Annotated in this window: 12 protein-coding genes and 1 riboswitch; of the genes, 8 read left to right on the top strand and 4 right to left on the bottom strand. The window is 58.5% G+C overall.

Annotation, left to right across the window (positions count from 1 at the left end; all coding sequences use genetic code 11):
• Nucleotides 1–130: 130 nt before the first annotated feature.
• A complete protein-coding gene (locus tag ACP3PW_RS13595; protein ID WP_426417271.1) occupies nucleotides 131–1,420 on the top strand; it encodes a hydroxyacid-oxoacid transhydrogenase in 1,290 nt (429 codons plus the stop codon).
• A 111-nt stretch (nucleotides 1,421–1,531) separates the two neighbouring features.
• On the opposite strand, the gene ACP3PW_RS13590 is transcribed toward ACP3PW_RS13595, so the two are convergent.
• Nucleotides 1,532–1,954 carry an MAPEG family protein gene (locus ACP3PW_RS13590; RefSeq protein WP_426417270.1) on the bottom strand — a complete coding sequence of 141 codons (423 nt, stop codon included), beginning with the start codon at nucleotides 1,952–1,954 and terminating at the stop codon, nucleotides 1,532–1,534.
• A 264-nt stretch (nucleotides 1,955–2,218) separates the two neighbouring features.
• Here ACP3PW_RS13590 and modF point away from each other — a divergent pair, with 264 nt between their 5' ends.
• Together modF and ACP3PW_RS13580 are read left to right on the top strand one after the other, a co-directional pair.
• Nucleotides 2,219–3,670, top strand: coding sequence for a molybdate ABC transporter ATP-binding protein ModF (modF, locus tag ACP3PW_RS13585; RefSeq protein ID WP_426417269.1), 1,452 nt, complete (start codon nucleotides 2,219–2,221; stop codon nucleotides 3,668–3,670).
• The gene (locus tag ACP3PW_RS13580) at nucleotides 3,667–3,819 is read left to right on the top strand and encodes a hypothetical protein (RefSeq protein WP_426417268.1); all 153 of its coding nucleotides are present in this window, start codon (nucleotides 3,667–3,669) and stop codon (nucleotides 3,817–3,819) included. The genes modF and ACP3PW_RS13580 overlap by 4 nt, the downstream gene beginning before the upstream one ends.
• Before the next feature lie 10 nt (nucleotides 3,820–3,829).
• On the opposite strand, the gene ACP3PW_RS13575 is transcribed toward ACP3PW_RS13580, so the two are convergent.
• Complete coding sequence (locus ACP3PW_RS13575; RefSeq protein WP_426417267.1) at nucleotides 3,830–4,678, bottom strand: phosphotransferase; 849 nt, start codon at nucleotides 4,676–4,678, stop codon at nucleotides 3,830–3,832.
• A 33-nt stretch (nucleotides 4,679–4,711) separates the two neighbouring features.
• Nucleotides 4,712–4,834, top strand: a riboswitch (TPP riboswitch).
• A gap of 39 nt (nucleotides 4,835–4,873) precedes the next feature.
• Here ACP3PW_RS13575 and thiB point away from each other — a divergent pair.
• The 5 genes from thiB to ACP3PW_RS13550 all read left to right on the top strand — a co-directional run bounded on the left by thiB (nucleotide 4,874) and on the right by ACP3PW_RS13550 (nucleotide 11,787).
• Complete coding sequence (gene thiB / locus ACP3PW_RS13570; protein WP_426417266.1) at nucleotides 4,874–5,860, top strand: thiamine ABC transporter substrate binding subunit; 987 nt, start codon at nucleotides 4,874–4,876, stop codon at nucleotides 5,858–5,860.
• Nucleotides 5,824–7,497, top strand: coding sequence for an ABC transporter permease subunit (locus ACP3PW_RS13565; protein ID WP_426417265.1), 1,674 nt, complete (start codon nucleotides 5,824–5,826; stop codon nucleotides 7,495–7,497). The genes thiB and ACP3PW_RS13565 overlap by 37 nt, the downstream gene beginning before the upstream one ends.
• Nucleotides 7,490–8,086 (top strand): ATP-binding cassette domain-containing protein, encoded by a 597-nt coding sequence (locus ACP3PW_RS13560; protein ID WP_426417264.1) that lies wholly within the window; start codon nucleotides 7,490–7,492, stop codon nucleotides 8,084–8,086. Before ACP3PW_RS13565 ends, ACP3PW_RS13560 begins: the two co-directional genes overlap by 8 nt.
• 120 nt (nucleotides 8,087–8,206) lie before the next feature.
• A complete protein-coding gene (recQ, locus tag ACP3PW_RS13555; protein ID WP_426417263.1) occupies nucleotides 8,207–10,003 on the top strand; it encodes a DNA helicase RecQ in 1,797 nt (598 codons plus the stop codon).
• A 191-nt stretch (nucleotides 10,004–10,194) separates the two neighbouring features.
• The gene (locus ACP3PW_RS13550; RefSeq protein WP_426417262.1) at nucleotides 10,195–11,787 is read left to right on the top strand and encodes an ABC-F family ATPase; all 1,593 of its coding nucleotides are present in this window, start codon (nucleotides 10,195–10,197) and stop codon (nucleotides 11,785–11,787) included.
• A 35-nt stretch (nucleotides 11,788–11,822) separates the two neighbouring features.
• On the opposite strand, the gene ACP3PW_RS13545 is transcribed toward ACP3PW_RS13550, so the two are convergent.
• Entirely contained in the window at nucleotides 11,823–12,368 is a 546-nt protein-coding gene (locus tag ACP3PW_RS13545; RefSeq protein ID WP_426417261.1) for a DUF2301 domain-containing membrane protein, read from the bottom strand.
• A gap of 119 nt (nucleotides 12,369–12,487) precedes the next feature.
• Nucleotides 12,488–13,231 (bottom strand): FkbM family methyltransferase, encoded by a 744-nt coding sequence (locus ACP3PW_RS13540; RefSeq protein ID WP_426417260.1) that lies wholly within the window; start codon nucleotides 13,229–13,231, stop codon nucleotides 12,488–12,490.
• Nucleotides 13,232–13,254 lie beyond the last annotated feature (23 nt).

Here is a 13,254-nt window from a genome sequence, read left to right as displayed (position 1 = left end):
TAAAGCGACATCAAACCACGACCTTCAGCCTATTGGGCAATGGTGGCAAAGGGACTATGCTGAAACGACTCATCCGCAGGCCTGTCACCGGCGGGCGAACTCTAACAACAACAAACAACAGGAAACGGCTATGAGCACTACGCAGAGGATGGAGCATATCTTCACCATGGATACCTCCAGCATCAAATACGGGGTCGGGGCCACCCGTGAGATCGGTGAGGATATGAAAAACCTCGGCGCACGCCGGGTAATGGTGGTCACCGACCCCAACCTGACCAACAACCCCGCGGTGGTCACCGTGATGGAGTCGCTCAAGGCGGCAGGCCTCGACGCAGTGCTGTTCGACCAGACCAGCGTAGAGCCCACCGACCTCTCCTTTAAAGAGGCGATCACCTTCGCCAGCGCCGGCAATTTTGACGGTTACGTTGGCGTGGGCGGAGGCTCCAGCATGGACACCGTCAAAGCCGCTAACCTCTACGCCACCTACCCTGCCGACCTGCTGGAGTATGTTAACCCCCCGATCGGCAAGGGGTCTCCGGTACCGGGGCCATTGAAGCCCATGATCTGCGTACCCACCACCGCGGGTACCGGCAGCGAAACCACCGGGGTCGCGATCTTTGATTTTCTGGAGATGGAAGCCAAGACCGGTATCGCCCACCGTGCCCTGCGCCCTATCATGGGAATTATCGACCCGGACAACACCCGCACCATGCCACCTATGGTCGCCGCCTGTACCGCACTGGACCAGTTTAGCCACGCCATCGAGTCGATCACCGCACTGCCCTACAACCAGCGCCCTGCTGCGGCCTCCCCGGCGCTACGCCCCGCCTATCAGGGCGCCAACCCGATTAGCCATATCTGGGCCTGCAAGACCCTGGAGATGATCGCCAGCAATCTGGTACGTGTCACCAACAACCCCGATGATGAAGAGGCCCGGGGACAAATTATGCTCGCGGCGACCTACGCCGGTATTGGCTTCGGAAACTCCGGCGTGCACCTTCCCCACGGCATGTCCTACCCGGTCGCGGGCATGGTTAAGGACTACAAACCCGAAGGCTACATCACCGACCACCCCACCGTGCCCCATGGTATGGCCGTAGTGCTCAACGCGCCTGCGGTGTTCCGCTTTACCGCCCCGACCAACCCTCACCTGCATCTGCACTGTGCGCAGCTGATGGGCAACGATATCAGCGATGCCGCCCCCGAGGATGCAGGGGAGGTGCTCTCTAGTGCCATCGTCAAGATGATCCGTGATTGCGGCCTGCCCAATGGCCTGTCCGGTGTTGGTTACGGCCCCGAGGATGTAGACAAACTGGTGGCCGGCACGCTGCCCCAGCATCGGGTGACCAAGCTGTCGCCGCGACCGGCGTCTGCCGAGGATCTTAAGCAACTGTTTTTGGATTCCATGACACTGTGGTAGCAATGCCCTAACTCAGGAGGGTTGCACAGCGCCTGGGAGGCCGATTTTTTAGCCCTTGAAGCTCGGTATCGAATGGCTGCCTGCAACCCTCCATGGAAGTGACGACCCGGTCTAAAACACCGCCAGGGTTTCACGGATAAGCATAATCCCCAGTACCACCCAGGAGAGGATAAAGATCCCAAAGCGTAACAACACAATATCGACGGTCGCCTGTACCAGCGAGTGCACAATACGCAGCCCCGCATAGGTCCAGGCACAGCCAACGTAAAATGCATCGACATGCCCAAGCACCGCAATGGATATGGCGACCGCGTAGAATAACGTGGGCTGCTCGAACAGGTGATTATAATTGTTGGATATGCGCATGACCTCTTTGGGGAGCAGCTCCTTGAGGTTACTGGTGTCCTGCGCCTTTTGTGGATGAATACCCATCCTGTTCATTGCAGGCACGCGCGTTACGGCCATCCACAAACCCATCACGGCGGTTAGTAATCCAACCACGAATACAGGTTGTAATATTGCACTGGCTTCCATTGAATATCTCCTTTGGGTACAGGGTTTCAGGGGCCAGTATCCATTTTGTCAGATTCGCTATTAATGTGGCTACCAAAGCTGACTTCTTTGAAAAAATATACAGCCTTGGATTTGATACCCGGGCAATTCATCAGCTGCCCCCGCTGCATAGATCGCCCTCTAAACCGCCGCGCAGCGGAGCCGCTCCTGCAACCATTACCCTACCCCTGTCCCCCAAAAAACGGCACACTACCCCTCCTTTTTTCAAACCAGTCGACCCGCACCATGAAACTGAACCGGATCCAGCACCCCTTAAGCAAAACCCGCGCCCTGACGATCGAACACTGGGAACTCGGTCCCGGCCAGCAGTGGGCGTTACTGGGCGGCAATGGCTCGGGCAAGAGCCTGATCGGACAACTCCTAAGCGGCGACCTCAGTCCCGCCAGCGGTGAAGTGAGCGAGCGACCACAACGAATCGGGTATGTATCATTCGAAAAACAGCAGGAGCTGCTGGAAGCAGAGCGCTACAAGGACGACACCGACTTTCTGGACCGGGTCGACACCGGCACTCCCGTCAGAGAGCTGATTCAGCAGGAGGTGCAAAATGAGAGTCGCCTGCATGAACTCGCGACACTGCTCGGCATGAATGAGATTCTGGATCGTGGCTTTCGCCTGCTCTCCACGGGGGAGACTCGCAAGTTATTACTGGCTCGGGCGCTGATGCGCCAGCCGGACCTGTTGGTACTGGATGAACCCTTCGACGGGTTGGATGTAGAGAGTCACCGGGCATTGGAGCAGCTGATCTCCAACCTGATGAGCAAGGGCGTTACGGTGGTGCTGCTGCTCAACCGTTTCAGTGAACTACTGCCCGAAGTCACCCACATCGCCTACGTGCAGCAATGCAGGTTGCTGGCCAAGGGACCACGGGAACAGATGCTCGATGGTGGCGCACTGGAAACCTTGCACAATCTCCACCAGCTTCCCGACACATTACCCGAACGCGACCCGGCACAGGAGACCAACCCACCGCCAGCCGATCAACCGCTGGTAAACATGAGTAATATTCGGGTTAGTTACGCCGAAAAAACCATCATCGACGGCCTTAACTGGCAGGTGAACCCCGGCCAGCACTGGGCGGTACGCGGACCCAACGGTTGCGGCAAAACCACCCTCCTGAGTTTGGTCAGCGGCGACCACCCCCAGAGTTACGCCAACGACATTCGCCTGTTCGGCATTCAGCGCGGCAGCGGCGAAAGCATCTGGGAGATCAAACAGCACCTGGGGCTGGTCTCCTCCAGCTTGCAACTTAACTATCGGGTACCCATCAGCGCACTTAACATGATCATCTCCGGTTTTTTCGATACCATCGGTGTCTACTCCAAACCCTCCGACCACCAGAAACAACTGGGACGCGAATGGTTGCGCCTGATTCACCTCGAACACCACGCTAATACCCCCATCGCGCAACTCTCCTACGGCGAGCAACGCATGCTGCTGATCGCCCGCGCCATGGTGAAACATCCCCCGCTGTTGATTCTCGACGAGCCCTGCCAGGGCCTCGATGAGATCAATCGCCAGATGGTGCTGAAACTCCTCGACCAGATCGGTCTGCTCGGCGACAGTACACTGCTATTTGTCAGTCACCATGAAGAGGACTACCCGACCTGCATCCGCCATCAGCTGGAGTTTGTTGCCGCAACCGAAGGCCGATTTACCTACCATTTGGCGGCTATATGACCGACAACTATATGGCGGTGGCAAACGCCCACACCCTCAGTAAAGCAGAGCTGTGCCAGTTCACCATCAATGCCATCGACGCCAGTTTTATCACCGCCCAGGAAAAAGAGCGGCTACGTGGCATCGCCCTGTCGTTCCTGGGGCAGTAACTAACGATCGCTACGCAGGACCGGCAGAAGCCAGCAGCAGTTCGGCGCGAGCGCGCGTGTTTTCATCACCCCCACAGGCATCATCACGTACCGCATACCAGAGGCAGGCCAGCAGTTCGTCCAGCCACAGTGCGCTTTGTAAGCCCTCCTCACAACGAGCCACAGACAAACCCCGCCAGGCGGGGAGCTCGGCGATGGGTTGAACACCCACCCCGAACTGGCGCTGCAACGCGGCGCCATCGAACCAGGGATTGCCGCAAGCGGCATATTCCCAGTCCAGCACCACCCACTGCCCCTGTTCGCCGCACAGGTTACCCCGGTGCAGGTCGTGATGGGTCAGGCAGCGGGGCAGTAGAGGTAACGCCTTCAGCACCCGTTCACCGCGCTTGATAAGATCGCTCCATAGAGGGTGCCGCCCCAGTGGTTGCCGATACCGGGATAACAGCCGTGCATCCTCCTCGACTGGCAACCCCTGCAGCGATTGCCACTGTTCAATCGCCGCCAACAGGGAGGTCACCATGAACTCTTCGCCGTTGGTTCCGACTGCGGGCAGGGGCACACCATGATCACGCATCAGGCACCACCCCTGTCGCCAGGGGTTATGAAGCACCTGTGGCGCCCAGCAGTGGCCCTGAATACGCGCCAATACCTGCGCTTCAACCGATCGTGAGACCCCCGGGGTCCATTCCGGGCTGGCATTAAGCCGCAGCATAAGGGCCCGGCCCTCATAATGGGCGCGATAGAGTCGATTGCTACTGCCCTGCGTCAGGGCCTGCCAGCGGGGAACACCGCCCAGATAGTCGTGCACCTCGGAGAAGCGCGGATCATCGAAGCCGCCTTGCTCTGTTGCCGCTGTCATAGCGCCTCTCCAGTGAGTACGATAGAATCATCCGACGTCTTATCGGGGTGCCCGGGGCAAAAGGATCAGGCGATCCAGACCGCCATCAGGCTGAGAGTTTAACCCGTATAACCTGATCCAGTTAATACTGGCGGAGGAAATAAGTCGCGCAGCCCTGACCGCCGCGTGCCGTTCTTTCGCCGCTGCGAGGCATTCATGAAATACCCCCTGCTGCGATTCCTTAGCTTGCTCCTGGCCAGCCTGGCATTACCGGTAACGGCTGCGGACTTGCGAGTCTACACCTACAGCTCCTTCGTCTCGGAATGGGGGCCGGGGCCGCTGCTGCAGAAAACCTTCGAGCAGCGTTGCGATTGCTCTATCGAATTCGTCTCCTCCGAAGATGGCGTCAGCCTGCTAAACCGGCTGCGCATCGAGGGGAGCAATACCCGCGCCGACCTGATTTTGGGTCTGGACGACGCACTGATCGAGGTCGCCCACCGCGAACAACTGGTGCAGCCCCACGGCCTCGCCCTGCCCCCTTTGAAGCCCGAACTGGATTGGCACGACAAGGCCTTCGTCCCCTTCGATTACGGCTATTTCGCCTTTATCTATAATCGCGAGTCGATCGCCAATCCGGCGACCTCTTTGCGCCAACTGATCGCGTCCGATGCACGCATCATCTACCAGGACCCGCGCACCAGCACGCCGGGACAGGGCCTGATGCTCTGGGTCAAGGCGGTCTATGGCGACCAGTCGGAAGCGGCCTGGCAACAGCTGGCGTCGCATACCCTGACCGTGACCAAGGGCTGGTGGGAAGCCTATAGCCTGTTCCTGCAGGGCGATGCCGATTACGTCTTGAGCTACAATAGCTCCCCCGCCTACCATCAGGTTAACGAGAACATCGACCGCTACCAGGCGGCGCTGTTTAGCGAAGGCCATGTCGCCCAGATCGAGGTCGCCGCGATCAGCCGCTACAGCCAGCAGCCCGAGCGCGCGCGGAAGTTTCTCAGCTTTCTCCTCAGCCCCGAGGCGCAGGTCATCATCGCGACCCACAACTGGATGCTGCCGGTAACCGAGGGGATCGAGCTGCCGGAGGCGTTTTCACGCCTGATCACCCCACAGCGCATCGGTTTTTCACCCACCGAGGTGGCGGATAATCGCCAGCAATGGATACGGGAATGGCGCAGCGCGGCCTCCCGTTAGGGCACCAACCTGCTCACCCGCTACAGCTGACGGGCTGGGTCGCGTTGGGGGCCTCCCTGCTGGTCACCGTACTGGCCTTTGCCGGGCTAATCGGCTTCAGCCACAGCGGACCCGACTGGCACCTGTTGCAAGATCCCTACTTTCACCAGATCCTGCGCTTCTCACTGTGGCAGGCGCTGCTCAGCTCTCTGCTGGCGGTGCTGCCGGCCTGGCCCATTGCCCGAGCGCTCTACTATTTGCCCGAGCTGCCGGCGCGAAACGCCTTCCTGGGACTGTGCTTGCTCTACTTCGTGATGCCGACCCTGATCCTGATTACCGGGCTGGTCGCCCTGCTCGGGCATGCCGGTTTGCTCTCGCCCCTGCTTAGCCTGCTGACCGGCAAACCCTGGAACCTCTATGGACTGGCCGGCATCCTGCTGGGACACCTGTTACTCAACCTGCCCTTCGCCGTGCGCATGATCTACCTGCAACTGCAGGCGATTCCCGCCAGCAGCTGGCAACTGGCTCACCAACTCAAACTGTCTCCGGGCCAGCGCCTTCGACATATCGAATGGCCCATGTTGCGCGGCCGTTTATCGATGCTGCTAGGGCTGGTGTTCATTCTCTGCTTCAACAGCTTCGCCATTGTACTGGCACTGGGGGGAGGCCCCCGTTCCACCACTCTCGAAGTAGCGATCTACCAGGCCCTGAAGTACGACTTTAACCTCCCCGAAGCCCTCACCCTGGCCTGGACCCAGCTGTTGATCGCCGGGGGGCTGTTTCTGCTGGTCGCCCGCTTCGGCAACAGCGCCTGGCTATCGCTGGATACCGCGAGCCCACCGCGGATACCCCGCCCCCGAAGGGGCACCCGGCGGCTTATGCAAACCCTCTACTTCGGTACCTGGGTGGTACTGCTGTTGCCCTTGCTGGCATTAGTACCCGCCATACTGCGGGAGGGGTTACCCAACCTTCAATATCTGGCGCTGGTGCAACCCACCCTGCTCACCCTCGGGCTGGGATCTGGTGCCGCCCTGGGAGCGACCGGCCTCGCCTACCTGATACTGCAACCGCTGCGCGCGGCGAGCCGTTCACGGCAACCCAGGCGTCAACTGCTGCTGGAGTGGCTCGCGACCCACCAGCTGGTCACTCCCGCGATGGTGCTGTCCGTGGGCCTGTTCGTATTGCTGCTACCCTATCATGACCTACAACGCTGGGGGTTGGTGTGGGTCGTGTTGCTCAATACCCTGCTGATCCTTCCCTTTGCGGTGCAGCAGCTCAAACCTCGCCTGCTGCAGTTCGATCAGCAATACGACCCCCTTATGCGAAACCTGAAACTGCGCTCGCTGCAACGCTGGCGCGCAGAGTGGCCCTTCCTGCAGCCCGTGGTTGCTGCCAGCTTTGCCTTGGTGTTGGTGCTGGCGATGGGAGATGTCGCGATTTTCGCCATCTTCGGCAACCCTGCGCAACCAACGCTACCCTGGCTGATCTACGGCTACGCCAGCAGCTATCGCATTGCCGAAGCGAGCCTGGCCTCCCTGCTGCTACTGATAATCTGTGGCCTTAGCCTGTGGGGCATTGGGCGCCTACAGCGTACAGCCCCGCAGACCGACAACCGCGGCGCGAGCACCTCTTTACCCGGAGCCTCACCCTATGCTTGAGATCGATCATCTACTACTGCAGCGGGACGGGCGTAACCTGCGCTATGACCTGCAACTGGAGGCGGGCCAAATTCTGGCCATTCAGGGCCGCAGTGGAGCGGGAAAAAGCAGCTTGCTCAGCGCCATAGCGGGCTTCCTCTCGCCACGAAAGGGCAGCATCCGCTGGCAGGGAGCGTCATTGGACTCGCTACCACCAGAGGCACGCCCGGTGAGCCTGCTGTTCCAGGATCACAATCTGTTTGAGCACCTTGGGGTGTGGCAAAACCTCTGCCTGGGCTTTGACGGCGCAGTGCCAGAGCAGGCCCTGCGCCATGCCGCCGCCGAGCTTGAGGTCGATGACCAGCTCAACAAAAAGCCCCCCGAGCTGTCCGGCGGCCAACGCCAGCGCATCGCCCTCATTCGCACCCTGCTGCGCCCGGAAGCTATCGTATTACTCGATGAACCCTTCGCCGAACTCGACTCCCATACCCGCCAGCTCGCCACCCGCTGGACCCGAAATACCGCCAAGTCAGGGGGCAAAACCCTGCTGATGGTGACCCACCAGAACGATGATGTTGAGCAGGTTGCCGACCGCTGCTTACAGCTCTGATTCTGCCTGCGCATCCCGATACCGACGCCCTTGAGAAGGGTTCATAGGCCATCTGAATTTGATCCGTATCCTCGGACGCGGGGGATCCATGGCGGCCCCGTTCGGGTATACTGCGCCGCCATGACCCTTGCCCTCGACATCCTCAAAAAAACCTTCGGCTACGACGCCTTCCGCCCGCCCCAGGATGAGATCATCCAGACGCTCATTGAGGGTGGCGATGCGCTGGTGCTGATGCCCACCGGTGGCGGTAAATCGCTCTGCTACCAGATTCCAGCGCTGGCACGCCCTGGCTGTGGGGTGGTGATCTCCCCCCTGATCGCCCTGATGCAGGACCAGGTCAGCGCCATGCGTGAGCTGGGGGTACGGGCCAGTTTTCTCAACTCCACCCTCGACTTTGCCACCGTGCAATCGGTCGAGCAGGCACTGCTCAACGGCGAGCTCGACCTGCTGTATATCGCCCCCGAGCGACTGGTACAGGAACGCACCCAACAGCTGCTGTCCCAAGCCCGGATCGCGCTGTTCGCCATCGACGAGGCCCATTGCGTTTCCCAGTGGGGGCACGATTTTCGCTCCGACTATCTGCAACTATCGCTGCTGCACCAGCAGTTTCCTCATATTCCCCGTATTGCATTGACAGCGACCGCTGATGAGCGCACCCGCGCCGAGATCGTCACCCGTTTACAGCTCGAGCAGGCGCGTCAGTTTATCGCCGGTTTCGACCGCCCAAACATCCGCTATCGCATCGCCCTCAAACACAACGCCCGCCAGCAACTGCTGCGCTTCCTGAAAGCGGAACACGCCAACGACGCCGGTATCGTTTACTGCCTGTCGCGGCGCAAAACCGAAGAGATAGCAAACTGGCTGGGGCAGCAGGGATTTACCGCCCTGCCCTACCACGCGGGTTTGCCTGCGGAAACCCGCGCCGAAAACCAATCCCGCTTCTTGCGCGAAGAGGGTGTCATTGTTGTCGCCACGATCGCCTTCGGCATGGGAATCGACAAACCCGATGTGCGCTTTGTTGCCCATCTCGACCTACCCAAGACCGTGGAAGCTTACTATCAGGAGACCGGACGTGCCGGACGCGATGGTGAGGCCGCAAACGCGTGGATGGTGTACGGCTTGCAGGATGTGATCAAACTGCGCCAGATGATGGCCAACTCCCAGGGTAACGAAGCGTTCAAGCGGGTTGAGCAACACCGTCTCAACGCAATGCTGGGACTCTGCGAAATCACCAGTTGTCGGCGTCAGGCTCTACTGGCCTATTTTGGCGACGACAGGCCCGAGCCCTGCGGCAACTGCGATACCTGCCTCGAGCCGGTGGATACCTGGGATGGCACCGAAGCCGCACGCATGGCCCTCAGCGCCGCCTATCGCACCGGCCAGCGGTTTGGGGTCAACCACCTGATCGACCTGCTGCTCGGCAGTGAAACCGACAAAATTATCCAGTGCGACCATCACCGCCTGCCCACTTTCGGCATCGGTAAGGCACTGGACAAAAACCAGTGGAGTTCGGTGTTCCGTCAACTGGTAGGCCGAGGCTATTTACGGGTCGACGTGGAGGGCTACGGCGCCTTGCAACTGGAGAGCCATTGCCGCTCACTGCTGCGGGGAGAAGAGAGTATTCAGCTGCGCCGTGACACCCTCAAAAAGGTGACCAAACAGCAGACCAAAACCGCCCTGCCGGACGATATCGATGTGGCGCTGTGGGAAGCATTGCGCGAATGCCGTCGTGAGTTGGCCGACACACAAGGGGTCCCCCCCTATGTGATCTTCAGCAACCGCACCCTGCAGGAGATGTGCTACGAGGTTCCCCAAAGCCTGACCGAGTTTAGCCACATCAGTGGCGTGGGCCAGCGTAAACTGGACAAGTACGGCGCCGACTTCCTGCGGGTCATCAATGACCACATCAACGCCTGACCCCCACCCCAGGAATCAGGCCCCTTGCCCCTTTGCCTACGGGGCCTAAACCTCAATTGGCGCCCTTCGCCCCTTTCCCCACAGAACTTAAATTGGCATAATGCGCGCCTATTTTTTGCTCACTGCTGCCGAGCCTTCGCCACAGCAGGGAGACGACCTCCTCTTTAAATACCTTAACCCGGATTACTACATTGCTCACTACTGCCAATATCACCATGCAGTTTGGCGCCAAGCCACTGTTTGAAAATGTCTCCGTCAAATTTGGCGAGGGCAATCGCTACGGCCTGATCGGCGCTAACGGTTGCGGTAAATCGACCTTTATGAAAATCCTTGGTGGCGATCTCGAGCCCACCGCGGGTAACGTCTCCAAAGACCCCAATGAGCGCCTCGGTAAGCTAAAGCAGGATCAGTTTGCCTTCGAGGAGTTCAGCGTCATCGATACCGTGATCATGGGACACGAGGAGTTGTGGGCGGTAAAGGCCGAGCGTGACGCCATTTACGCCAACCCGGAGATGACCGAAGCCGACGGCATCCGCGCCGGCGAGCTGGAATCCGAATTTGCCGAAATGGATGGCTACACCGCCGAATCTCGCGCCGGTGAACTGCTGCTGGGAGTGGGGATCGAGGAAGAGCTCCACTTCGGCCCCATGAGCAAGGTCGCTCCGGGCTGGAAGCTGCGTGTACTGCTGGCTCAGGTGCTGTTCTCCAACCCCGATGTCATGCTGCTGGACGAACCCACCAACAACCTCGACATCAACACCATTCGCTGGTTGGAAGGGGTGCTCAACGAGCGCAACTGCACCATGATCATCATCTCCCACGACCGTCACTTCCTCAACAGTGTCTGCACCCACATGGCGGACATGGACTACGGTGAGCTACGTCTATACCCGGGTAACTACGACCAATACATGACCGCGTCCACTCAGGCGCGGGAGCGTCTGCTGTCCGAAAATGCGAAGAAAAAGGCGCAGATTTCGGAGCTAAAATCCTTCGTCAGCCGCTTCTCCGCCAACGCCTCCAAGTCCAAGCAGGCAACCTCGCGGGCCAAGCAGATCGACAAGATTCAGCTCGACGAGATCAAGCCCTCCAGTCGCCAGAACCCCTATATCCGTTTCGAGCAGGAGAAAAAGCTGCACCGCCTCGCACTCGAGGTCGAGGGGCTGGCCAAGTCCTACGACGACGAAAAGCTGTTCAGCGACCTTAACCTGATGGTCGAAGTCGGGGAAAAAATTGCCGTGATTGGCCCCAACGGTATCGGCAAATCGACGCTGTTGCGCTGCCTGTTCGGCGACCTTGAACCCAGCGCGGGTAACGTTAAGTGGTCCGAGAATAGCCAGCTGGGTTACTACGCCCAGGACCACGCCGCCGACTTCGAATGCAACAAAACGCTCTTTGACTGGATGAACCAGTGGGGCAAAGAGGGCGACGACGAGCAAGCGATTCGTGGCACCCTCGGGCGCCTGCTGTTCTCCCAGAACGAAATCGGGAAATCGGTCAAGGTGATCTCCGGTGGTGAGCAGGGTCGCATGCTGTTCGGCAAAATGATGCTGCAGCGCCCCAACATCCTGTTGATGGATGAGCCTACTAACCACCTTGATATGGAATCGATCGAATCCCTCAACCAGGCACTGGAAGACTACTCCGGTACATTGGTCTTCGTCAGTCACGACCGGGAATTTGTCTCCTCGCTGGCCACCCGAATCATCGAGCTGACACCAACGGGGGTCGTTGATTTCCACGGCACCTACGAAGACTACCTACGCAGCCAGGGCGTGGTTTAAACCCTCCGCAGCCAGAATTAATGTCTGTTATGGCATTAATTCTGGTATTTGCTGCGATCACCAATATCGAAATACAGCGGCATCTGCCACTTTTTAATCGATAGATAACCCATCAAGACGGCAGCCACCAGCGATACCCCTGGCGCCAAGACTGGGCTGTGCAGATACCGTAGAAGAACCAACACCAACAAAAGCAGGGGCATCCACTGCAAGCCCGGAACACGAAAGCAGTGACTCTCCTTGTACGCCACCCCGGACACCGTCACCAGCAGCAAGCCTTCTGCCACCAGAGGATGTGCCGCTATCCCTAAGGACGCCCCTACCGCAACCCACAGTATTCCCAACAGGGTACTGAGTAGAAGCAGATACCGGATTATCTTGGCGTAGATGTGCAACGATGTCGCCATCATGGTGGCCGACAGCATCAGCAATACCAGGCGCTGGGGCTCTATAGACCAGGCGAACCATACGCCTGCGGCCAATAGGAAATAGAGTGCGGCCAGAGTGATGGCACTGCGATAGATAACCACCAGAGCACGGTCAAAAACATCGAGTTTTTCTACGACATCAGGGTCGGCCATAGGGGTTTACCTCCCTTGCCTGAGTGCAATGAAATAACAAGAGGAGCCAGCATGGTTTTCTTGTTTATTATTTCGAAATCTCTCTCGAACAGTAAACAATGGCGCACCCTATTGAAACCTCAGCTGGGTTCAGGGAACGATTCAAAATAGAGGTCGCCGCCAACCTGGTCAATAGGCTTTAAACCCAGCCCCTCCGTGACCCGCTGTGGGTTGCTGTCCAAAATTTCTATCTGGAAAAAACAGTGGTTTTTCTGCAACACCTTTTTCATTCCCAGTAGTACATTGCGTTCATGGCCTTCAACATCAATCTTAAAAAAGATAGAGCGCCCCTCCACCGCCTGCAACAGGTTATCGATCGTATCGACCTTCACCATATCCAGGTTAAATTTTCTGGCTTTGGTGTCCTTGGGAGCAGTGTCTTTGATCCTCGATGTACCCGTGCTGCTGCCCTTATTAATCAAGAACTCCACCACCCCGGCTTTGTCGCTGGCGCCGACATGGCGCGCATCTACCCTACGATCCAGATCATTGAGACGAATGTTTGCACACAACTGATTGTAGTTTTCTATCTGGGCTTCTATAGCAACTACCTTTTCGAGGCCGGGGCACGCTTTCGCTATGCGGATAGAGTAAACACCGATATTTGCTCCGATATCTACAAAGAGATCGACCTTGCGCTGGTTGATGATTCCGATCACTTTGCTGATCTGCTCCGCTTCATAGCGCCCACCGCCCAACAGCTTCCTATCGACATGGTTAGACGCCCGAAGCATGAAACGCAGCCCCTGATGCCTGGCCAACACGTAGTCGCGACCATAACGCAGTTTCTTGAGCTTTTTTACGATTAATCGAAGTTTGGACATCTCCCTTCCTTGCAGCCTGTTGG

It is taken from the genome of Aestuariirhabdus sp. LZHN29, from assembly GCF_049985285.1.
Classification (GTDB): domain Bacteria; phylum Pseudomonadota; class Gammaproteobacteria; order Pseudomonadales; family Aestuariirhabdaceae; genus Aestuariirhabdus.
The sequence above is the reverse complement of the archived record's forward strand: the minus strand, read 5'-3'. Positions and strand labels throughout refer to the sequence as shown.

Coding starts and splice junctions, on each gene's coding strand:
- ACP3PW_RS13595 (WP_426417271.1), top strand. CDS start 131: ATGAGCACTACGCAGAGGATGGAGCATATCTTCACCATGGATACCTCC.
- ACP3PW_RS13590 (WP_426417270.1), bottom strand. CDS start 1,954: ATGGAAGCCAGTGCAATATTACAACCTGTATTCGTGGTTGGATTACTA.
- modF (WP_426417269.1), top strand. CDS start 2,219: ATGAAACTGAACCGGATCCAGCACCCCTTAAGCAAAACCCGCGCCCTG.
- ACP3PW_RS13580 (WP_426417268.1), top strand. CDS start 3,667: ATGACCGACAACTATATGGCGGTGGCAAACGCCCACACCCTCAGTAAA.
- ACP3PW_RS13575 (WP_426417267.1), bottom strand. CDS start 4,678: ATGACAGCGGCAACAGAGCAAGGCGGCTTCGATGATCCGCGCTTCTCC.
- thiB (WP_426417266.1), top strand. CDS start 4,874: ATGAAATACCCCCTGCTGCGATTCCTTAGCTTGCTCCTGGCCAGCCTG.
- ACP3PW_RS13565 (WP_426417265.1), top strand. CDS start 5,824: ATGGATACGGGAATGGCGCAGCGCGGCCTCCCGTTAGGGCACCAACCT.
- ACP3PW_RS13560 (WP_426417264.1), top strand. CDS start 7,490: ATGCTTGAGATCGATCATCTACTACTGCAGCGGGACGGGCGTAACCTG.
- recQ (WP_426417263.1), top strand. CDS start 8,207: ATGACCCTTGCCCTCGACATCCTCAAAAAAACCTTCGGCTACGACGCC.
- ACP3PW_RS13545 (WP_426417261.1), bottom strand. CDS start 12,368: ATGGCCGACCCTGATGTCGTAGAAAAACTCGATGTTTTTGACCGTGCT.
- ACP3PW_RS13540 (WP_426417260.1), bottom strand. CDS start 13,231: ATGTCCAAACTTCGATTAATCGTAAAAAAGCTCAAGAAACTGCGTTAT.